Genomic DNA, 19,689 nt, shown 5'->3' on the forward strand with positions numbered 1-19,689 from the left:
CGCGATGCTCTATTGCAGGACCGACATGACGGACCGGCTCACAATCGCGCTCGCGCAGCTTTCGCAGACGGTCGGCGATCTTCCTGGAAACGCGGATGCGATGCTGGAATGGCGCGCCCGTGCGCCCAATGCCGACCTGATCGTCTATCCCGAGCTTCAGCTCATCGGCTATCCGCCCGAGGATCTGGTGCTGAAGCCGGCGCTGATCGCGCGCGCCGAATCGGAACTTGCGCGGCTGGCGGCCGCCACCGCCGATGGCGGACCGGCGATGCTGGTGGGCACAGTCGTGCGCGAACAAGGTCTGCTCTACAACGCGCTGGCGCTGCTCGATAACGGCAAGATCGCAGAGGTGCGGCGCAAGCACGAACTGCCCAATTACGGCACGTTCGATGAAAAGCGCCTGTTCGCATCGGCGCCGCCGCCCGAGCCGATCACCTTTCGCGGCGTGCGCATCGGCCTGCCGATCTGCGAGGATATCTGGTTCCCGGCGGTCTGCGCGCATCTCCGCGCGCGCGGCGCCGAACTGCTCATTTCGCCCAATGGCAGCCCCTATGAAGTCGACAAGGACGATCTGCGCAGCAGCGCGATCGCCGCGGCGCGCGTGGCGGAAACCGGCCTGCCGCTTGCCTATCTCAACCGCGTCGGCGGACAGGACGAGATCGTCTTCGACGGCGCCAGCTTCGTGCTCAATGCCGACGGCCTGCTCGCGCATCAATTGCCCGACTGGGAAGAGGCGGTGGTCGAGACCCAGTGGCAACGCGGGCCGAAGGGATGGCGTTGCCTGCCCGGCACGCTCCACGCGCTGGAACCGCATCCCTCCGACATCTATCATGCAATGGTCGTCGGCTTGCGCGACTATGTCGACGGCAATCGCTTTCCCGGCGTCGTGCTCGGCCTGTCAGGCGGCATCGATTCGGCGATCTGCGCCGCGATCGCCGCCGACGCGCTGGGCCCCGATCGCGTCTGGTGCGTGATGCTGCCCAGCCGCTTCACCAGCCAGTCCAGCCTCGACGATGCCGCCGAATGCGCGCGGCTGATCGGCTGCCGCCTCGACACCATTCCGATCTCGCCCGCGGTCGAGGCGTTCGACGTCATGTTGTCGGACAGTTTCGCCGACCGCACCGTCGACGTCACCGAAGAGAATATCCAGTCGCGCATCCGCGGCGTCACCCTGATGGCGCTCAGCAACAAATTCGGCCACATGCTGCTGACCACCGGCAACAAGAGCGAGATGTCGGTCGGTTACGCGACCATCTATGGCGATATGGCGGGCGGCTACAATCCGCTGAAGGACGCGTACAAGACCACGGTCTTCGCGATCTCGCGCTGGCGCAACGCGAATCGTCCGCGCATCGGCCTGGGTCCGGATGGCCCGGTCATGCCCGACAGCGTCATCACCAAGCCGCCATCGGCCGAACTGCGCCCGGACCAGAAGGATTCGGATTCGCTGCCGCCCTATGACGTGCTCGATCCGATCCTGCACGGACTGGTGGAAGAGGAATTGTCGGTCTCCGCACTGGTCGAGCGCGGTTTCGATCGCGACATCGTGATCCGTATCGAACGGCTGCTCTATGTCGCGGAATATAAGCGGCGCCAGGCCCCGCCGGGCGTGAAGCTCGGCACGCGCAATTTCGGCCGCGACCGGCGTTATCCGATCACCAACGCGTTTCGGACGTCCTGATCGCGCCTCAGCTCTCCTCCCTATCGCATAGCGATGGGGAGGGGGACCAACCCGGCAAGCCGGGTTGGTGGAGGGGAAATGCGGTGCGAGATCACGCGTTGAAATCGTCAGTTAATGTGAGAAATGCCGACATCGCAATTCCCCTCCACCACGCGACTGCGTCGCGCGGTCCCCCTCCCCACGGCTTCGCGGTAGGGAGGAGAAAGGCCACTCGTGCGCTTTCGCGCAATTGACGGTATGAGCGCGCGCATGACAATCGTGACCCGTTTCGCTCCGTCGCCCACCGGGCGGCTCCATGTCGGCAATATCCGCACCGCGCTCCACAATTGGATGTGGGCGAAGAAGCATGGCGGTCGCTTCCTGTTGCGCATCGACGATACCGACATGGCGCGATCGACCGAAGAGAATGTCGAGTCGATCCGCGCCGACCTCGCCTGGCTCGGCCTTCATCCCGATGGCGAAGCGCGCCAGTCCGAACGCTTCGCGCTCTACGAAGTGCGTTTCGAGGAACTCCGCGCGGCCGGCCGGGTCTATCCCTGCTATGAGACCGCCGAGGAGCTCGACCTCCGCCGCAAGGTGCTGCTCGGTCGCGGCCTGCCCCCGGTCTATGAGCGCCCGGCCGCCGATGCCCCGGTGCCGGAGGGGCGCGAGCCGCATTGGCGTTTCAGGCTCGACCATGATGCGCCGATCGTCTGGGACGACCTCATCCGCGGGCCGCAGCGCTTCGACCCGAAACTGCTGTCCGATCCGGTCATCCGCCGCGCCGATGGCAGCTGGCTCTATATGTTGCCCTCGGCGATCGACGATCTCGACATGGGAATCACCCATGTCGTGCGCGGCGAGGATCATGTCTCGAACACCGCGACGCAGATCCAGATGTTCGAAGCGCTCGGCGGCGCGGCACCGATCTTCGCGCACGAGGCGCTGCTGACGGGCAGCGAAGGCAAGCTCTCCAAACGGCTCGGTTCGCTGGGCGTCGACCATTTCCGCGAGATCGGGATCGAACCGGTCACGCTCGTCGCCAAGCTTGCACGGATCGGCACCAGCGATCCAGTCGAGGCAGTCGCCGATCCGCAGCCGTTGATCGACGCGTTCGATTTCGCGCATTTCGGCCGCGCGCCGGCGCGCTTCGACGAAGCCGAGCTGGTCCAGCTCAACGCACGGATCGTCCATCAGCTCGATTTCGACACGGTCGCCGATCGGTTGCCCGCGGGCATGGACGACATCGCCTGGGGAGCGATCCGCCCCAATCTCGAAACCGTGGCGCAGGTCGCGGACTGGTGGTCGGTCGTCGAAGGGCCGATCGCGCGCCCCGATTTCTCCGATGAGGATTGGGCCTATCTGGCCGACGCTGCCGCGGTCGCCGAGTCGCTCGATTGGTCGTCCGATCCCTGGCACGCGCTCACCGCCGCGCTCAAGGAGAAGACCGGCCGCAAGGGCAAGCCGCTTTTCCTGCCGCTGCGCCAGGCGCTGACCGGGCGCGACCATGGCCCCGACATGGCGGCTTTGCTGCCGTTGATCGGGAAGATTCGGGCGCTCGAAAGGTTGCGCTGACACTCCGATCCGAAGAAATGATACAACATCACTTCGCGCTTTACTTGCAAATGTGATGTTGTAACATCTTCTCTGCGGGACCATCCCGTGATGGAGGATGTCATGTCTGTCTATGCCAAAGGAGGCTATCTCGATCAGAAAACGCGAAGCCCGCTGAGCTTGGCTGCGGCGATCGCAGTCAATGGCGGAGCCGTCGCCGCGTTGCTGCTGATCAATCCAGCGGTCGTTACTGAGCAGTTCAAGACCTTTACAGCGATTAACGTAAAGTCCGACCCGCCGCCGCCTCCACCGCCCCAGGCCGAGCCGGAGAAGCCGCTTCAGAAAGCGCCCAAAGACACGATCTTGGTGACGAAGCCACTGATCGTCGATCCAATCAGTGATTATAAGTTGCCGTTCACGCCTTTACCGCCGCGGCCACCGGTCGGCGGAATATCCAGCGGCGAGGGGACGGTGATCGCACCGCCGCCACAGCCACACATTCCCGTCTTCAAGGGCTCGCAGGTCGATCCACGCTATACCGCAGCACTTCAGCCCCCTTATCCGCCGGGCAAGATCCGTTCGGGCGAGGAAGGCGTCGTCGTGGTGCGCGTTCTGGTCGGCCCCGATGGCCGGGTGAAAGAGGTGCAGAAGGTGGAGGCGGCCGATGAAGCCTTTTTCCGCGCGACTGCCGAACAGGCGATGAAGCGCTGGCGTTTTACCCCCGCGACCAGCGACGGCACGCCGGTCGAGAGCTGGCGGACGATGACCGTCCGATTCAGGCTCGACACCTGACGTGCCGGGGACGGGGCTGGCGTCGCCGCGTTCGCGCGCCTATCTTGGCGCCATGGCGATCTTTCCCCGTCCCGTCTCGCCCGTGCGTGCGATCCGCGATCTGCGCGGCTTCCTTGCGCAGCGCCAGCGGCACGAACTGCTGTTCGGATTTCTTTCGGTGATGATCACGACGCTGATCATCGCGGGCTTCTATGTCGATTCGAAATTCGAAAAGCCGTGGAAGCGCGATATCCAATATTTCGAGAACTGGCCGGCCAATCGATCCGATGAGGAGATCCGCGCCCGGCTTGCCGCCGACCTGATCAAGGACAAGCAGAGGAAGGCGGAGATCGAGAAGCTGCGCCAGGAACGCATGAAGTCGTTCCAGCGCCTCGACAAGAAACTGGACGATCTCGGCATTTGAGCGCCGATCCACGTTACGTCGCCGCAGCGCTGGCGCTCGCGGAACGGGGCCGGGGCACCACCGCGCCCGCACCATGCGTCGGCTGCGTGATCCTGAATGGCGACCATGTCGTCGGGCGCGGCTGGTCCCAGCCCGGCGGACGCCCCCATGCCGAAGCGATGGCACTGGCGCAGGCCGGCAGCGCGGCCAGGGGCGCAATCGCCTATGTCACGCTGGAGCCATGCGCGCATGACAGCCCGCGCGGCCCGACCTGTTCGTCACTGCTGATCGAGGCCGGTGTTGCCGGTGTCGTCGCGGCGATCGGCGATCCCGACCCGCGTACCGACGGACGCGGCTTTGCGGCGCTGAAGGCGGCGGGCATCGATGTCCGGCACGGCGCCTGTGCCGATAACGCCCGGCGCTCCATGGCCGGTTTCCTGACGCGCCAGTCGCTCGGCCGGCCCTTCGTCACCCTGAAGCTCGCCACGTCGCTCGATGGCTGTATCGCCATGGCGGACGGCAGCGCGCGCTGGATCACCGGCGAGGCTGCGCGCCGCCACGGCCATCTGGAGCGCGCCCGCGCCGAAGCGATCGTGGTCGGACGCGGCACGCTCGAGGCCGATGCGCCGACGCTCGACGTGCGCCTGGCCGGACTCGAGGCGCGCTCGCCGGCGCGTTACGTCCTGTCGGCGTGCATGGATGCGCCCGATGGATGGCAGCGGCTTGCGGCACCGGAAGCGATCACCGACATGTCCGGCGATCATGTGCTGGTCGAGGGGGGCGCGGGCACGGCATCGGCATTCCTTGCCGCCGATCTGGTCGATCGCCTGCTGCTTTATCGTGCACCGATCCTGATCGGCGGCGGGCGCGCCGCGCTCGGCGATATCGGGCTTGGCGATCTTGCCGACGCACATGGCCGCTGGCGTCTCCATGATGCGCGCACGCTTGGCAGCGACCGGCTCGAAGTCTACGAGCGGGTCCGCAAAATATAGAAGGGCGGCCATGTTCACCGGCATCATCACCGATATTGGCACCATCCGGAATGCGGAGCAGCGCGGCGACCTCCGCCTCGTCGTCGAGACCGCTTATGACACTGCGACCGTCGATCTCGGCGCGTCGATCGCCTGTTCGGGCGTCTGCCTGACCGTGGTCGACAAGGGGCCGGGCTGGTTCGCGGTCGATGTTTCGGGCGAGACGCGATCGCGCACCGCCGAGGGACAATGGCTGGCCGGCAGCCGCCTCAATCTCGAACGCGCGATGAAACTGGGTGAGGAGCTTGGCGGCCATATCGTCACCGGCCATGTCGACGGCATCGGCACGGTGGTCGCGGTTGAAGCCCAGGGCGATTCGCATCGCGTGATCGTCGCCGCGCCGACCGATCTTGCGCCCTTCATCGCGCCCAAGGGCTCGATTGCGCTCGACGGCATCTCGCTGACGGTCAACACCGTCGATGATGATGCGGCGGGAACGCGCTTCACCATCAACATCATCCCGCACACCGCCGAGATGACGACTTTCGCGACCCTGGCACCGGGCCGTCCGCTCAATATCGAGATCGACGTGCTGGCGCGCTATCTCGGGCGCATGCGCGCCGTTCTGGAAAAATCGACAGGCTGATGTGATTTTCCGGTTGAGAAATCACATTGCAATGTGATAGCTCGACCATTATGAGCACTCAGCTGATCGATCGCATCCGCGACCTCGTCACCGATGGCGCGATTTCGCGCTCCGGTCTTGCCCGCGCCGCCGGGCTCCACGCCAATTCGCTTCGCAATCTCGACGATTCGCAGTGGAATCCGACGGCGGAGACGCTGCGCAAGCTCGAAACCTATCTCGTCCGCCGCGAAGCCGCACCCGCATTGGTGCCGATCGAGGAGATCATCGACGAGGCGCGCAATGGTCGGATGTTCATTCTTGTCGACGACGAGGATCGCGAGAATGAAGGCGACCTGATCATCCCGGCGCAGATGGCGACGCCGTCGGCGATCAATTTCATGGCGAAGCATGGCCGCGGACTGATCTGCCTGGCGCTGTCCAAGGCACGCGTCGACCAGCTCGGGCTCGACCTGATGAGCCGCAACAATGGGACGCGGCACGAGACCGCCTTCACCGTCTCGATCGAGGCGCGCGAAGGCGTCACCACCGGCATCTCCGCCGCCGACCGCGCACGCACCGTCTCGGTGGCGATCGACGCATCGAAGGGGCCGGAAGAGATCGTGACGCCGGGCCATGTCTTCCCGCTGGTCGCGCGCGAGGGCGGCGTGCTTGTCCGCGCCGGCCATACCGAGGCCGCCGTCGACGTCTCGCGCCTTGCCGGGCTCAATCCCTCCGGCGTGATCTGCGAGATCATGAAGGATGACGGCACCATGGCGCGCATGGACGACCTCATCGCCTTCGCCCAGGAACATGGCCTCAAGATCGGCACCATCCGCGACCTCATCGCCTATCGCAGACAGCACGACCATCTCGTCCAGAAAAAGGCCGAAGCGCGCTTCGAGAGTCGCTGGGGCGGCGACTGGACCGCAATGACCTTTTACAACAAGGCGACAGGCACCGAGCAGATCGCTTTGGTCAAAGGCCGGATCGATCCCGAGGAGCCGACGCTGGTGCGCATGCACGTGCTGTCGCCCTTTGGCGACCTGTTCGGCGAGGCCGGCGATCGCGGCACCATGTTGCAGCGCTCGATGGAGATCATCGCGGCGCAGGGCACCGGCGTGGTGGTGGTGATCAACCGCCAGCGCAACGATGCCTTCACCACCGCGGTGCTGCGCAAGGCCGGATTGCCGACCCCCGATATGGAGGAATTGCGCGACTATGGCGTCGGTGCGATGATCCTGACCGAACTCGGCGTGCAGGACATGGTCCTGCTCACCAACACCCACCACACTCTGGTCGGCCTCGACGGCTATGGTCTCTCGATCGTCGGCGAACGCCCGATCGACTGCAAAGGAGCGGCATGATGGCGAAGTTTCTGATCGTTGAGGCCCGCTTCTACGACCATCTCAACGACCTGCTGCTCGAGGGCGTCCGCACCGCGCTCGAGGATGCCGGCCATGCGCATGAGACGATCACCGTTCCCGGCGCGCTCGAAGTGCCCGGCGCCATCGCGCTTGCCGCCGAGAGCGGCCGTTATGACGGCTATGTCGCATTGGGCGTGGTCATCCGTGGCGAGACCTATCATTTCGAGATCGTCTCCAACGAAAGCGCGCGCGGCATCATGGCGCTGACGCTGGACGGCCTGGCGATCGGCAACGGCATATTGACCGTGGAGAACGAAGCGCAGGCGCTGACGCGTGCGCGGCGCACCGAAAAGGACAAGGGCGGCGAAGCGGCCAAGGCGGCGATCGCGATGCTCGCGCTACGCGGTCGTTTCGGCTAGACGCATCCTCCCTTGCGGGGACGGGAGGCTAACGGCCCCGGTTCCCCGCGCGCTGATCGGGAGGACGCCATGTTCAACGGACCACTGCTCGTGACCGAGCGATTGATCCTGCGTCCGCCGACGCGCGATGATTTCGACGCCTGGGCCGATTTCCACGCTGATCCCGAGACGATGCGGTTCCTGGGTGGTGTCCAGCCGCGCTCGGTCGCCTGGCGTGGCCTCTGCGCGATGACCGGGGCCTGGCAGATCTCCGGCTTCGCGATGTTCTCGCTGATCGAACGGAGCACCGGCCACTGGGTCGGACGGGTCGGTCCCTGGCGTCCGGATGGCTGGCCCGGCGACGAAGTGGGCTGGGGCGTCGCACGCGAATTTGCGGGCAAGGGCTATGCCCATGAGGCCGCGGTCGCGAGCATGGACTATGCCGTCGAAATTCTCGGCTGGACCGATGTGATCCACACCATCGATCCGGCGAACACCACGTCGATCGCGCTGGCCAAGCGGCTCGGCGCGACCAATCGTGGGCCGACGCGGCTGCCCGAACCTTATGAGGACGCGCCGGTCGATGCCTGGGGCCAGAGCGCCGACGAATGGCGAGCGCGGAAGAGCGGGCTCGCGAGTTAAGCCTGTCTCCGCGCCCTCGCATGGGCTGCCTTTTCCCAGGCGAAGACGCGAAGGGGCAAAGCGACGCCTCTGCGCTCAGCGTCCGGAAATCGAACTGACGAACTTCTCGTTATCGACCATGCCGAGGCGGGTGATTCCGGACTTTTTGGCAGCGGCCAGGGTGCGGTCGAATATCTCGTAACGCGCGGCGCCGTCGGCGGCGATCTGCAGGACCGGCTGTGCCGGATCGGTGGCCAATGCGCGGAAGCGGCCGGGCAGGCTTTCCTCGCCGACCGCGCTGCCATTCCAGCGTACCACGCCGTCCGCACCGATGCTCAACCGGACGACGGGGCGTTCGCTCATCGGCACGCTTTTCCCGGGCAGGTCGAGCGGCACTTCGTGGAACTGGATCGGGATCAGCAGGATGAACATCACCAGCAGGACGAGCATCACGTCGATCAACGGCGTGATATTAAGATCCTGCATGATACGGGGTTCCGCAACGACCGCTGAGTGAAGCTTCCTCATATCCACCTCCTCGTTATGTTATATGATTACATATCATCGCATTTTCACGGTGTCGAGCGGGCAGATATTGATCCATTTCGGGGCAGATCTTAACGAAAAATTCAGGAATTAACGATGTTTTACAGGGATTTTTAACCCTGGCTGAGCCAAAAGGCAGGCGAAGGAGCAATGTCCATGACCTCGTCCGCAATCCGGCTGAGTCCGCTGTTCGCGCTTGCGCTCGCGGCGTGCGGCAGCGGGCAGAAAAATGATCAGGCGCTCAATGCGCTCGACCAGAGCCTGGCGGGCAATGCCGTGAACGCGCAGGACGTCGATCCCGCGCTGGCCGCCTCGCTCGAAGACCAGATCATGGTCGATCCCTCGCTCAGCGCCCAGGCCAATCGCGACAGCATCCGCCCGCCGGCCGAGCCGATGCGCGCGCCGATCCCCGCCGATGGCCCCGCGGCGAAGGACATCGCCGCCGGCAAACTCCTTCCCGCGCCGAAGCCGGTCGCGATGGACGCGCCCGAGGGACCGACGACATTGGGCGCACTCGCCAGTCAGCAGGCCAAGCGCAACGGCCAGAGCTGCGGCGGCGAACTCGGCTACAGCCAGGGCTGGGCGACGCGCCTGCCCGCGGACATGCCGCTTTTCCCGAGCGCCCGTGTCTCCGAGGCCGCGGGCAGCGATGCCGGCGGCTGTCGCGCGGTCAGCTTCACCAGCGGCGCGGCGCTCCAGACCATTCTCGATTTCTACTACACCCAGGCGGTGCGCGGCGGCTTCACCGCCGAACATCGCGTCGATGGCGGCGAGCATATGCTGGGCGGCACCCGTGCCAGGGATGACGGCGCCTTCATCGTCATCGCCCGCGCGCGTGCCGGCGGCGGCACCGAGGTCGACCTGATCGCCAATAACGGACGCTGAGCCCCCGCTTCCTTTCCAGCGAGGCTCTGCTGCGCTAAGCGCAGCCCATGATCCATCTGCTTCTCGTCATGCTGGGAGGCGCGCTCGGCTCCGGTGCGCGCTACGGCGTCGGCCGTGCGTCGCTCGCCGCGTTCGGCCCGGCCTATCCCTGGGGGACGCTGACCGTCAATCTGGCCGGCGGCCTCGCCATGGGCATGCTCGCCGGACTGGTCGGCCGGCTCGCCGCGGGCGAGGAGTGGCGGCTGCTGCTCGGCGTCGGCCTGCTCGGCGGCTTCACCACCTTCTCCGCTTTCAGTCTGGAGGTCGCCACCATGATCGAGCGCGGCAGCTTCGGCAGCGCGGCGATCTATGCGACCGCCTCCGTGGTGGGGTCGGTCGCCGCGCTCTTCATCGGCCTCGCACTCGCCAAGGGATTCGCATGAATACGACAGCTTCAGCCGATGTGCGGCAATTCACCGTCGCCGCCGATGATGACGGCATCCGTCTCGACCGCTGGTTCAAGCGGCATCTGCCCGATGTCAGCTTCAACCTCGTCTCGCGCTGGGCGCGCACCGGCCAGCTTCGCGTCGACGGCAAGCGCGCCACGCCGGGCGACCGGATCGAGGCAGGACAGGTGCTGCGCGTGCCGCCCGCCGAAGCGCCCAAGCCCGTAACCACAGCCAGGCCCAGGCGCGAACGTCCGCCGCTCAGCGACGATCAGATGGAATTCGCGCAATCCCTGCTCATCCATCGCGACAAGCAGGCGCTGGTCATCAACAAGCCCCCGGGGCTTGCGACGCAGGGCGGCACCAAGACCGACGAGCATGTCGACGGGCTGCTCGACGCGCTCCAGTTCGAAGCGGAGGGACGGCCCAAGCTGGTCCACCGGCTCGACAAGGACACGTCGGGCGCATTGCTGCTCGCACGCAGTGCCCGCGCCGCAGGGCATTTCGCCAAGGCCTTCTCCAGCCGCACCGCGCGCAAGGTCTATTGGGCGCTGGTCGTCGGCGTGCCGTCGATCGACGACGGCATGATCGAACTGCCGCTTGCCAAACAGCCCGGCACGGGCGGCGAGAAGATGCATGTCGACGAGAAGGAAGGGCTCCCGTCGCGCACCCGCTATCGCGTCATCGAACGCGCCGGCAATCGTGCCGCCTGGGTGGAGCTGCAGCCCTTTACCGGCCGCACCCATCAGCTTCGCGTCCATATGGCGGCGATCGGCCATCCCATCGTCGGCGACGGCAAATATGGCGGCAAGGAAGCTTTTCTGACCGGCGGGATCAGCCGCAAGATGCATCTGCACGCGCGCCGCATCCGCGTCGATCACCCCGATGGCGATCATGTCGACGTGACGGCGGAGCTGCCCACGCATTTCGCCGAAAGCATCGCGACGCTCGGTTTCGACCCGCTGCTGGCCGAGGTGCTGCCGCTCGACGACGTCAAATTCGCCGACACCGCCGAAGGCAAGCGTCGCAAGGCCGCCAATGTCGCCAAGGACAGGCGTCGTGAACGCAAGGGCGAGCGCCGCGGCCGGACCAAGGCGGGGGAGCGCCGCGACTGATGCATCCCGATCCGAAATTCCGCTGGGAAGATCGTGATGCGATGCGGGGCTTCATTGCCGAAATCGGCTTCGGCACGCTCTTCGCGGCCACAGCCGACGGACCGCGCGCTGCGCATGTGCCTGCGATATTCGTCGATGACGATCGGATCGGCTTTCACATCGCGCGCGGCAACGGCATCGCCCGGCACCTCGACGGCGCGACCGCCCTGTTCTCGGTGCACGGCCCCGACGCCTATATCAGCCCGGACTGGTACGGACTCGAGGATCAGGTGCCGACCTGGAATTATCTGGCGGTCGAGCTCGAAGGGCGCGTCACCAGGATGGATCGTGCCGCGCTGCTCGATCAGATCGACCGCCTGTCCGCCGCACATGAAACGCGGCTGGCGCCCAAGCCCGTCTGGACGCGCGAGAAGATGACTCCGGGCACGGTCGACAAGATGCTGAGCGCGATCAGCGGCTACACGCTGGAGATCGTCGCCTGGCGCGGCACGAAGAAGCTCGGCCAGAACAAGCCGGAGGCAGCGCGGCTCGCCGCGGCCGACGCGCTCGATGCCGGCGGCAAGCGCGCCATGGCGCATCTGATGCGGTATCTGCCGCTGTGAATGGACTGATATGAACCGTCTCGCCCTTTTCGATTGCGACGGCACGCTCGTCGACAGCCAGATCAACATCTGCCGCGCGATGGAGGATTGTTTCACCAGCGCCCGGCTGGATCCGCCCGACCGTGCCGCCACCCGGCGGATCGTCGGGCTGAGCCTGGTCGAGGCGATGCAGGTGCTGCTGCCCGATGCCGAGCCCGATCTGCACCATCTGCTCGTCGCGAATTACAAATCGGCCTTTCATCGCCTGCGTGGGCTTGGCGAAGTGGAAGAGCCGTTGTTCGAAGGGATTGCCGAGACGATCGCGGCGCTCGACGAGGCGGGCTGGCTGCTAGGCGTCGCCACCGGAAAGTCGGATCGCGGGCTTGCGCTTTGCCTGGAGCATCATGGGCTGACCCGGCATTTCGTGACCTTGCAGACCGCCGATCGCCATCCGTCAAAGCCGCATCCGGCAATGGCGGCCGCAGCGATCGCGGAGGCCGGCGCCTCGCCCGCGACCACCGTCGTCATCGGCGATACCAGTTTCGACATGGCGATGGCGCGCGCCGCCGACGCACATGCCGTCGGTGTCGCCTGGGGCTATCATCCGCCCGAGGAACTGACCCAGGCGGGTGCGCATCGCATCGCCGCGCTGACCGCGGACATTCCGCTGCTGTTGGAGGAACTGGTATGACGACCGATCCCGATACGCTTGCGCGCAACCGTTTCTTCGTCATCGCGGCGATGCGGCTGGGCGGGGTGGCGATGCTGGTCATCGGCCTGATGGTCGTGGCCGGTCGGATCACCGCGATCCCGCCCGTCGCCGGCTATGCGCTGGTCCTGATCGGGCTTGCCGATTTCCTGATCGTCCCGCGCCTGCTCGCGCGTCGCTGGCGGAGCCCGCGCGAGGGATGAGGCGATTCTACAAGATGGTGACGGTCACGCCCGAGCGCGGGATCGCACTCGACGGGCGACCGGTGCGCACGCCCGGACGCGCGCCGTTGCTGGCACCGACCGAAAATCTGGCAAATGCGATCGCGGCGGAATGGACGGCGCAGGGCGAGCAGATCGATCCGCGCGCGATGCGCTTCACCGGCCTCGCCAATGCCGCGATCGACCGGGTCGGCCCCGATCCGGAAAGCTTTGCGCGCGGCCTGTCGGTCTATGGCGAGAGCGACCTGCTCTGCTACCGCGCCGAAAACCCCGATACGCTGGTCCGCCGCCAGGCCGAGGCATGGGATCCGCTGCTCGACTGGGCCGCACGGCGCTACGACGTCACCTTCAGTGTGACCGCCGGGATCGTCCATGTTCCCCAGCCGCAGGCGACGCTCGATCGGCTGACGGCCGTCACCGCGGCGCGCGATCCTTTCACGCTGGCGGCCCTGTCGCCGCTCGTCAGCATCTCCGGATCGCTCGTCGCCGCACTGGCCGTGGCGGAAGATGCGATCGCGCCCGAGACGGTCTGGACGGCGGTCATCGTCGACGAGCGCTGGCAGGCCGAGCGATGGGGCGAGGATGCGCTCGCCGCCGAGGCGCTTGCCGGCCGCCGCACCGATTTCCTCGCCGCCGCCGATTTCCTCGCTTTGCTGCGCTAGGGTTTGGTCAGGACGCTGCCGGATAGTCGATATAGCCCTCCGGCCCGCGACCATACCATGTCGCCTGGATATCGGGATTGAGCGGCAGGCCTTTGGCGAAACGCGCCGGCAGGTCGGGATTGGCCAGGAAGGTCCGGCCGAACGACACTGCGTCGGCGACGCCGCTGTCGAGAACCGCCTGCGCATCGTCGGCGCGATAGTCGGAATTGACGACCAGCGGTCCCTTGAAGATCGGGCGGATCACGGGTGACAGCTTGGGCTGATCGGCGCGGCCGAAGCTGCCGTCGGGCCCGGGCTCGCGCAGTTCGAGAAAGGCGATGCCGATCCGGGACAATGCGGCGGCGGCGGGCACGAACACGCTTTCCGGATCGCTGTCGATCACGCCCTGCGAGTTGCCGTTGGGCGACAGGCGCACGGCGGTGCGGTCGGCACCGATCTCGTCCGCCACCACCTGCGTTACTTCGCGGAGCAGGCGAATGCGGTTCTCAGGGCTGCCGCCATAATCGTCGTCACGGAAATTCGTGCCGTCGCGCAGGAACTGGTCGATGAGATAGCCGTTCGCGGCATGGACCTGCACCCCGTCGAAGCCGGCCGTCTTCGCATTGCGCGTGGCGCGGACATAGTCGTCGAGCAACGCCGGAATTTCGTCGATGCGCAGCGGTCGCGCCTCCACATAGGGCTGCTTGCCGTCATAGCTGTAGGTCTGGCCAGGCGCCGTCGTCGCGGAAGAAGAGACCGGCAACGCACCATTGTTGAAACTGGGATGGACAATGCGGCCCATATGCCAGAGCTGCGCGAAGATCCGGCCGCCCGCCGCGTGGACCGCCCCGGTCACCGGCTTCCACGCCTCGGTCTGCGCTTCGCTCCACAGGCCGGGTGCATAGGGGAAGCCCAGCCCCTGCTGGCTGATTCCGGTCGCTTCGGTCAGGATAAGGCCCGCGCTCGCCCGCTGCGCATAATAGACCGCCATCATTTCGGAGGGGACATGCTCGCGGCTCGACCGCCCCCGGGTCAGCGGGGCCATCAGCATGCGGTTGGGCGCTTCGATTGCACCGAGCTGAATGGGGTCGAACAGGCTTGGCATAATCAGTTCCTTTTTGAAACGGGACTGCACGCAGATAGGGCGTTATGGGGCGCCATGCATCAGGCCGATCCTCCAAGTTTTTCTGTTGCGACGCCAAGCGCAGGCAAGACACCGCCGCGTTTCGCCTTCGCGGCTTTGCTCGGCAGCAATCTGTGCCTCGCCTTTGGCCCCATGCTCGTGCGGGCCGCCGATGTCGGCCCGGTCGCTGCCGGCTTCTGGCGCGTGACGCTCGCGGTGCCGTTCCTGCTGATCATGCTGGGTCTTTCGCGTGAGCGCATCGGGCGGCTCGGCCCCGGACTGTGGCTGATGCTGGCGATCGCCGGCCTTTTCTTCGCACTCGATCTGGGCGCCTGGCATCTCGGCATCCATCAGACCAAGCTGGCGAACGCGACCTTGTTCGGCAATGCGAGCATCCTGCTCTTTCCGATCTACGGCTTCATCGTCGCGCGTGCCTGGCCCAATCGCAGCCAGGCCATTGCGCTGCTGCTTGCAGCATTCGGCGCGGCGCTGCTGATGGGGCGATCCTATGAATTGTCGCCCGACAATCTGGTCGGCGATCTGCTCTGCCTGCTCGCGGGATTGCTTTACACCGGTTATCTCGTCGCGATGACACGGGTGCGCGGGACGCTCGGTTCGTGGAGCGCGCTGATCCTCTCGACGATGGCGGGCATCCTGCCGCTGCTCGGCATGGCGGCGCTGCTCGGCGAGACGATCATGCCGACCGACTGGACGCCGCTGATCCTGCTGGCGCTGATCAGCCAGGTGATCGGCCAGGGACTGCTCACCTATGCCATGGTCCATTTCCAGCCGATCGTGGTCGGGCTGGTCCTGCTCGTCCAGCCGATCATCGCCGCCACCATCGGCTGGCTGATCTATGGCGAGCGCCTGGGGTTGCTCGATTTCGTCGGCGCCATCGCGGTCGCCATCGCATTGGTGCTGGTCAGGCGGCCGGATCGACCGGTCGCCTGACCATCTTCATCAATAGCCGGATTCGGCCGAGATCATGCAGTAGAGCATCGCGATCGACAGCAAGGTGTTGGTGCGTGAGAACATCATCGCACGGCTCGCGGCCGCCGCCTTGGTCGCGTCATCCGCCTCGACCAGTCCAAGCGCCTTCTTCTGCGCCGGCCAGATCACGAACCACACGTTGAACGCCATGATCAGCGCCAGCCACATGCCGATGCCGATCGTGCGGAACGGCTGCTGCAGCGTGAAGGCTTCATGTGCATAGCCCGCCTGGATCGCGACGACGAGGCCCGTCGCCACGGTCGCCGCGGCACCCCAGCGGAACCAGAACAGCGCGACCGGCGCGATATATTTGGACACGCCCGGCTTCAGCTCGGCCGGCACCTTGGGCATGGTCGGAATCTGGGTGAAGTTGAAATAATAGAGATGGCCGATCCACATGATGCCGCAGATCACGTGCAGGAAACGCCAGAAGAAGTTGTTGTCGTAAATGCCCTGCACGCCGAACACGACGGCAAGCATCAGCACCACGCCGACGGCCAGCACCGCATATAGATTTCCGAAGAATTTCGCCATTTGACACCGTCCCCCTTATTCGTCCGGTAAGGCGAAGATGGTTATCATGCGCGAGTCGCGGTGTCACGGTCTTGCGGCACCTGCATGTCGGGCGCATGAGGCGGGCGTGAGGAGATGACGATGACCGCGCTGCCCCCCGATCCGACGCTCGACGAGATCCGAATTGCGCTGGCCGCAGCGGTGCCAGCGCATGCCGGATTCGACGGTTGGGGTCCGGACGCGCTGGCACGCGCCGCGGAAGAGGTCGGCGTTGATCGCGACATAGCATCGCTCGCTTTCACGGGTGGCGCGGTCGACATGATCGATGCCTGGTTCGGCGTGGTCGACCTGTCGATGACGGAGGCGCTTCCAGCCGACAGGCTGGCGGCGATGAAGATTCGTGAGCGGATCGCAGCACTCGTCATGGCGCGGATCGCGGCGGTGGCGCCGCACCGTGACGCATTGCGCCGCGCGCTCGCCATCCTCGCCATGCCGGCCAATCTCGGGCACGGCATGCAACTCGGCTGGCGTGCGGCCGACGCGATGTGGCGTCTGGCGGGCGATACGGCGACCGATTACAATCACTATAGCAAGCGCGCGATCCTGTCCGGCGTCTATGGCGGCACATTGCTCGTGATGCTCGACGACGACAGTGCCGACCTCACCGAGACGCGCGGATTCCTTGATCGCCGCATCGACGGGATCATGCGCTTCGAGCGCGCCAAGGGCCAGCTTCTGGCGCGGCGGGATCATCTGCCCAGCCTGTCGCGCTTCATCGGAAGGCTGCGCTACCCCGCCGTCTGAGCATGCATTTTGCCGGCGTCGGCACCGGCTTTCCCAAACAGATTTCAAGCAGGCTGGCATTTACCTCGAGTTATTGATAATCAATCGCAGAACTCTCGCGGACGGATTATCTTGCGCCTCGATCAACTGCCCCTGCGCGAACGCGCGCATATCGCCGATATCGACTGGAATGCCCTGTCCGCCGCCGAAGCGCGACGATTGCAGGAATTTGGTTTCGGCGAGGGCGTCATGGTCGAGATATGGCACCGTAGCGGCCTGTTCGGGCGCGGCCCGATCGCCTGTCGCGTCGGGCGCATGACGGTTGCGATCCGCCGCAGCAATGCCGCGGCGATCTCGGTGGTGCGACAGGCATGAATCCCGCACCGCTCGTCGCCTTGGTCGGTAATCCCAATGCCGGCAAATCCGCCCTGTTCAACGCGCTGACGGGCGCGCGCCAGAAGGTCGGCAATTATCCCGGCGTCACGGTCGAGCGGAAATCCGGGCGCATGGCCTTGTCCGACGGGCGCCCGGTAGAGCTGGTCGACCTGCCGGGTACGTACAGCCTCACGCCGTCCAGTCCCGACGAAGCGGTGACGCGCGACGTGGTGATGGGCACGCAAGACGGCGAACGCAGGCCTGCCGCGCTGATCGTCGTGATCGATGCCGGCAATCTCGACAATCATCTGCGCTTCGCGCTCCAGCTCCGCGCACTCGGCCTGCCGATGGTGGTCGCGCTCAACATGATCGACATGGCCGAGCGCGACGGCCTGACGATCGACCCGCAGGCGCTGTCGCGCGAACTTGGCGTGCCGGTCGTCGCGACGGTCGCGGTGCGCCGGCGGGGCATGGATGCGCTGCGCGATGCCCTGGCCTCCGTCCTCGCCGACGGTTCGCCACCGCCGCCGGCAACCGACGAGCCGGCCGATATCGTCCTGCTGCAGCGCCGTGCGCGCGCCATCTCGGTCGCCGCCACCGTCTCCGAGACGCCGGTGCGGCGCATCACGCATCTGATCGACTCGGTGGTGCTCCACCCGGTCGCCGGCCTCATCATCCTGGTCGCCTTGTTCTTCGTGATGTTCCAGGCGGTCTTTGCCTGGTCGGAAGCGCCGATCGGCTGGATCGAGGATGCGTTCGCGGCGGCACAGGGCTGGGTGACGGCCGCGATGCCCGACGGTTTCCTGCGGTCGCTGATCGTCGATGGCGTGATCGCGGGCGTCGGCTCTGTGGTCGTGTTCCTGCCGCAGATCCTGATCCTGTTCTTCTTCATCCTGCTGCTCGAAGCATCGGGCTATATGGCACGCGCCGCCTTTCTGATGGATCGGCTGATGGCGGGCGTCGGGCTCAACGGCCGCGCCTTCATCCCGCTGCTGTCCTCCTTCGCCTGCGCGATTCCCGGCATCATGGCGACACGCACGATCGACGATCCCAAGCAGCGCCTGACCACGATATTGATCGCGCCGCTGATGACCTGCTCGGCGCGGCTGCCGGTCTATTCGGTGATCATCGGCGCCTTCATTCCCGCGCGCAGCCTGGGATGGGGGGTCGGCCTGCAGGGATTGGTCTGGTTCGGCCTCTACGTGGCCGGCGTGCTGGGCGCGGTGGCCGCCGCCTTCGTCCTGCGCAAGACCGTGGCGCGGGGCACGCCGAGCGGTTTCATGATGGAATTGCCGCGTTACCAGATGCCCAATCTCGGCGACGTTGCGATCGGCCTGTGGCAGCGTGCCCGGGTGTTCCTGCGGCGCGCGGGCACGATCATCATGATGGTCACGATCGCGCTCTGGGCGCTGCTCAGCTTTCCGGTCGCGCCGGAGGGACGGAGCCAGGTCGAATATTCGATCGCGGGCCGAATCGCCTCGGGCCTGGAAGTGATCGTCCGTCCGATCGGCTTCAACCACGAAATGGCGCTTGCGGTGATTCCCGCCATGGCCGCGCGCGAGGTCGCGGTCTCCGCGCTCGCCACCGTCTATTCGATCGAAAGCGACGACGAAGCGGAGACCGAACGGTCGCTGGGCACCAAGCTCCAGGGCCGCTGGTCGCTGCCCACCGCGCTCGCATTCCTGATGTGGTTCGTCTTCGCGCCACAATGCCTGTCGACGATCGCGGTCATCCGCCGCGAAACCAATGGATGGAAATGGCCGATGTTCGCGCTCGGCTATCTCTTCGTGCTGGCCTATCTTGCCGCCGGCGCGACTTTCTGGTTAGCCACGGCGCTCGGTCTATAGGAGAGTCTCATGGCGGGCAGCGTCAACAAGGTTATTTTGGTCGGCAATCTGGGCGCCGATCCCGAGGCGCGTTCGCTGAACAATGGCGGCGAAGTCGTCAATCTGTCGGTCGCGACGTCCGAGCGCTGGAACGATCGCGAGGGCAATCGTCAGGAAAAGACCGAGTGGCACCGCGTGGTGATCTTCAACGAGAATCTCGGCAAGATCGCCAAGCAATATCTGCGCAAGGGATCGAGCGTCTATCTGGAAGGCCAGATCCAGACGCGCAAATGGCAGGACAATAACGGCCAGGACAAATATTCGACCGAGGTCGTGCTCCAGCGCTTCCGCGGCGAACTCGTCCTGCTCGGCGGCCGCGAAGAGGGCGGCTCGGGCGGTGGATTCAGCGGCGGCGGCGGCAGTGCCCGTTCGAACGACGGCTGGGGCGGCGGCGGATCCTCCGGCGGCGGCTTTGGCGGCGGTTCGGGCTCCGCGCCCTCGGGTGGCGGGCGCAGCGCGCCTTCGACCTTCGACAATGATCTGGACGACGACGTTCCCTTCTGAGGAACGTCGATTCGCGCAACCCGCG

The 19,689-nt window shown here is 65.9% G+C and carries 24 protein-coding genes; 21 read left to right on the forward strand and 3 right to left on the reverse strand.

Features of this window, described 5'->3' with window-relative positions; all coding sequences use genetic code 11:
- The first annotated feature begins 25 nt into the window (after window positions 1-25).
- The 9 genes from AC3WN8_RS04950 (at window position 26) to AC3WN8_RS04990 (ending at window position 8,388) form a co-directional block, all read left to right on the forward strand.
- Window positions 26-1,681 (forward strand): NAD+ synthase, encoded by a 1,656-nt coding sequence (locus AC3WN8_RS04950; protein WP_492668278.1) that lies wholly within the window; start codon window positions 26-28, stop codon window positions 1,679-1,681.
- Window positions 1,682-1,930: 249 nt separating this feature from the next.
- The gene (gene gltX, locus AC3WN8_RS04955; RefSeq protein WP_492668279.1) at window positions 1,931-3,235 is read left to right on the forward strand and encodes a glutamate--tRNA ligase; all 1,305 of its coding nucleotides are present in this window, start codon (window positions 1,931-1,933) and stop codon (window positions 3,233-3,235) included.
- Window positions 3,236-3,337: 102 nt separating this feature from the next.
- Entirely contained in the window at window positions 3,338-4,006 is a 669-nt protein-coding gene (locus tag AC3WN8_RS04960; RefSeq protein ID WP_492668280.1) for an energy transducer TonB, read from the forward strand.
- 1 nt (window position 4,007) lies between these two features.
- The gene (locus AC3WN8_RS04965; protein ID WP_492668281.1) at window positions 4,008-4,409 is read left to right on the forward strand and encodes a hypothetical protein; all 402 of its coding nucleotides are present in this window, start codon (window positions 4,008-4,010) and stop codon (window positions 4,407-4,409) included.
- Window positions 4,406-5,380: a bifunctional diaminohydroxyphosphoribosylaminopyrimidine deaminase/5-amino-6-(5-phosphoribosylamino)uracil reductase RibD gene (gene ribD, locus AC3WN8_RS04970; protein WP_492668282.1), complete on the forward strand. Its 975-nt coding sequence runs from the start codon at window positions 4,406-4,408 to the stop codon at window positions 5,378-5,380. Before AC3WN8_RS04965 ends, ribD begins: the two co-directional genes overlap by 4 nt.
- Window positions 5,381-5,390: 10 nt before the next feature.
- On the forward strand, window positions 5,391-6,005 hold the full coding sequence (locus tag AC3WN8_RS04975) for a riboflavin synthase (protein ID WP_492668283.1): 615 nt from the start codon (window positions 5,391-5,393) through the stop codon (window positions 6,003-6,005).
- 50 nt (window positions 6,006-6,055) lie between these two features.
- A complete protein-coding gene (gene ribB, locus AC3WN8_RS04980) occupies window positions 6,056-7,348 on the forward strand; it encodes a 3,4-dihydroxy-2-butanone-4-phosphate synthase (protein ID WP_492668284.1) in 1,293 nt (430 codons plus the stop codon).
- Window positions 7,348-7,767, forward strand: coding sequence for a 6,7-dimethyl-8-ribityllumazine synthase (gene ribH, locus AC3WN8_RS04985; RefSeq protein ID WP_492668285.1), 420 nt, complete (start codon window positions 7,348-7,350; stop codon window positions 7,765-7,767). Before ribB ends, ribH begins: the two co-directional genes overlap by 1 nt.
- A gap of 69 nt (window positions 7,768-7,836) precedes the next feature.
- Complete coding sequence (locus tag AC3WN8_RS04990; RefSeq protein ID WP_492668286.1) at window positions 7,837-8,388, forward strand: GNAT family N-acetyltransferase; 552 nt, start codon at window positions 7,837-7,839, stop codon at window positions 8,386-8,388.
- Between the two features lie 75 nt (window positions 8,389-8,463).
- On the opposite strand, the gene AC3WN8_RS04995 is transcribed toward AC3WN8_RS04990, so the two are convergent.
- Entirely contained in the window at window positions 8,464-8,853 is a 390-nt protein-coding gene (locus tag AC3WN8_RS04995; RefSeq protein ID WP_492668287.1) for an ExbD/TolR family protein, read from the reverse strand.
- Between the two features lie 216 nt (window positions 8,854-9,069).
- On the opposite strand from AC3WN8_RS04995, the gene AC3WN8_RS05000 reads away from it, so the two are divergent.
- Genes AC3WN8_RS05000 through AC3WN8_RS05030 form a run of 7 tightly spaced genes read left to right on the forward strand, consistent with a single transcriptional unit; the run spans window position 9,070 to window position 13,511 of the window.
- Complete coding sequence (locus tag AC3WN8_RS05000) at window positions 9,070-9,798, forward strand: hypothetical protein (RefSeq protein ID WP_492668288.1); 729 nt, start codon at window positions 9,070-9,072, stop codon at window positions 9,796-9,798.
- Window positions 9,799-9,845: 47 nt separating this feature from the next.
- Window positions 9,846-10,220 carry a fluoride efflux transporter CrcB gene (gene crcB / locus AC3WN8_RS05005; RefSeq protein ID WP_492668289.1) on the forward strand — a complete coding sequence of 125 codons (375 nt, stop codon included), beginning with the start codon at window positions 9,846-9,848 and terminating at the stop codon, window positions 10,218-10,220.
- A complete protein-coding gene (locus tag AC3WN8_RS05010; protein ID WP_492668290.1) occupies window positions 10,217-11,338 on the forward strand; it encodes an RluA family pseudouridine synthase in 1,122 nt (373 codons plus the stop codon). The genes crcB and AC3WN8_RS05010 overlap by 4 nt, the downstream gene beginning before the upstream one ends.
- Complete coding sequence (locus AC3WN8_RS05015; RefSeq protein ID WP_492668291.1) at window positions 11,338-11,940, forward strand: FMN-binding negative transcriptional regulator; 603 nt, start codon at window positions 11,338-11,340, stop codon at window positions 11,938-11,940. The genes AC3WN8_RS05010 and AC3WN8_RS05015 overlap by 1 nt, the downstream gene beginning before the upstream one ends.
- A 10-nt stretch (window positions 11,941-11,950) precedes the next feature.
- Window positions 11,951-12,610, forward strand: a complete 660-nt coding sequence (locus AC3WN8_RS05020) for an HAD-IA family hydrolase (RefSeq protein WP_492668292.1) — start codon at window positions 11,951-11,953, stop codon at window positions 12,608-12,610.
- Entirely contained in the window at window positions 12,607-12,831 is a 225-nt protein-coding gene (locus AC3WN8_RS05025; protein WP_492668293.1) for a hypothetical protein, read from the forward strand. Before AC3WN8_RS05020 ends, AC3WN8_RS05025 begins: the two co-directional genes overlap by 4 nt.
- The gene (locus AC3WN8_RS05030; protein ID WP_492668294.1) at window positions 12,828-13,511 is read left to right on the forward strand and encodes an ATP12 family chaperone protein; all 684 of its coding nucleotides are present in this window, start codon (window positions 12,828-12,830) and stop codon (window positions 13,509-13,511) included. The genes AC3WN8_RS05025 and AC3WN8_RS05030 overlap by 4 nt, the downstream gene beginning before the upstream one ends.
- Before the next feature lie 7 nt (window positions 13,512-13,518).
- On the opposite strand, the gene AC3WN8_RS05035 is transcribed toward AC3WN8_RS05030, so the two are convergent.
- Window positions 13,519-14,595, reverse strand: coding sequence for an alkene reductase (locus AC3WN8_RS05035; protein WP_492668295.1), 1,077 nt, complete (start codon window positions 14,593-14,595; stop codon window positions 13,519-13,521).
- A 54-nt stretch (window positions 14,596-14,649) separates the two neighbouring features.
- Here AC3WN8_RS05035 and AC3WN8_RS05040 point away from each other — a divergent pair, with 54 nt between their 5' ends.
- The gene (locus AC3WN8_RS05040; protein WP_492668296.1) at window positions 14,650-15,564 is read left to right on the forward strand and encodes a DMT family transporter; all 915 of its coding nucleotides are present in this window, start codon (window positions 14,650-14,652) and stop codon (window positions 15,562-15,564) included.
- Window positions 15,565-15,573: 9 nt separating this feature from the next.
- Here the strand turns inward: AC3WN8_RS05040 and AC3WN8_RS05045 are convergent, their stop codons facing one another.
- Window positions 15,574-16,137 carry a urate hydroxylase PuuD gene (locus AC3WN8_RS05045; RefSeq protein ID WP_492668297.1) on the reverse strand — a complete coding sequence of 188 codons (564 nt, stop codon included), beginning with the start codon at window positions 16,135-16,137 and terminating at the stop codon, window positions 15,574-15,576.
- A 120-nt stretch (window positions 16,138-16,257) separates the two neighbouring features.
- On the opposite strand from AC3WN8_RS05045, the gene AC3WN8_RS05050 reads away from it, so the two are divergent.
- The 4 genes from AC3WN8_RS05050 to ssb all read left to right on the forward strand — a co-directional run bounded on the left by AC3WN8_RS05050 (window position 16,258) and on the right by ssb (window position 19,664).
- On the forward strand, window positions 16,258-16,920 hold the full coding sequence (locus AC3WN8_RS05050) for a COQ9 family protein (RefSeq protein WP_492668298.1): 663 nt from the start codon (window positions 16,258-16,260) through the stop codon (window positions 16,918-16,920).
- Between the two features lie 111 nt (window positions 16,921-17,031).
- Window positions 17,032-17,274: a FeoA family protein gene (locus tag AC3WN8_RS05055; protein WP_492668299.1), complete on the forward strand. Its 243-nt coding sequence runs from the start codon at window positions 17,032-17,034 to the stop codon at window positions 17,272-17,274.
- Window positions 17,271-19,121, forward strand: a complete 1,851-nt coding sequence (gene feoB, locus AC3WN8_RS05060) for a ferrous iron transporter B (RefSeq protein WP_492668300.1) — start codon at window positions 17,271-17,273, stop codon at window positions 19,119-19,121. The genes AC3WN8_RS05055 and feoB overlap by 4 nt, the downstream gene beginning before the upstream one ends.
- A 9-nt stretch (window positions 19,122-19,130) precedes the next feature.
- Window positions 19,131-19,664: a single-stranded DNA-binding protein gene (ssb, locus tag AC3WN8_RS05065; RefSeq protein ID WP_492668301.1), complete on the forward strand. Its 534-nt coding sequence runs from the start codon at window positions 19,131-19,133 to the stop codon at window positions 19,662-19,664.
- The last annotated feature ends 25 nt before the right edge of the window (window positions 19,665-19,689 follow it).

This window comes from Sphingobium sp. FW305-3-2-15-F-TSA7 (assembly GCF_058787155.1).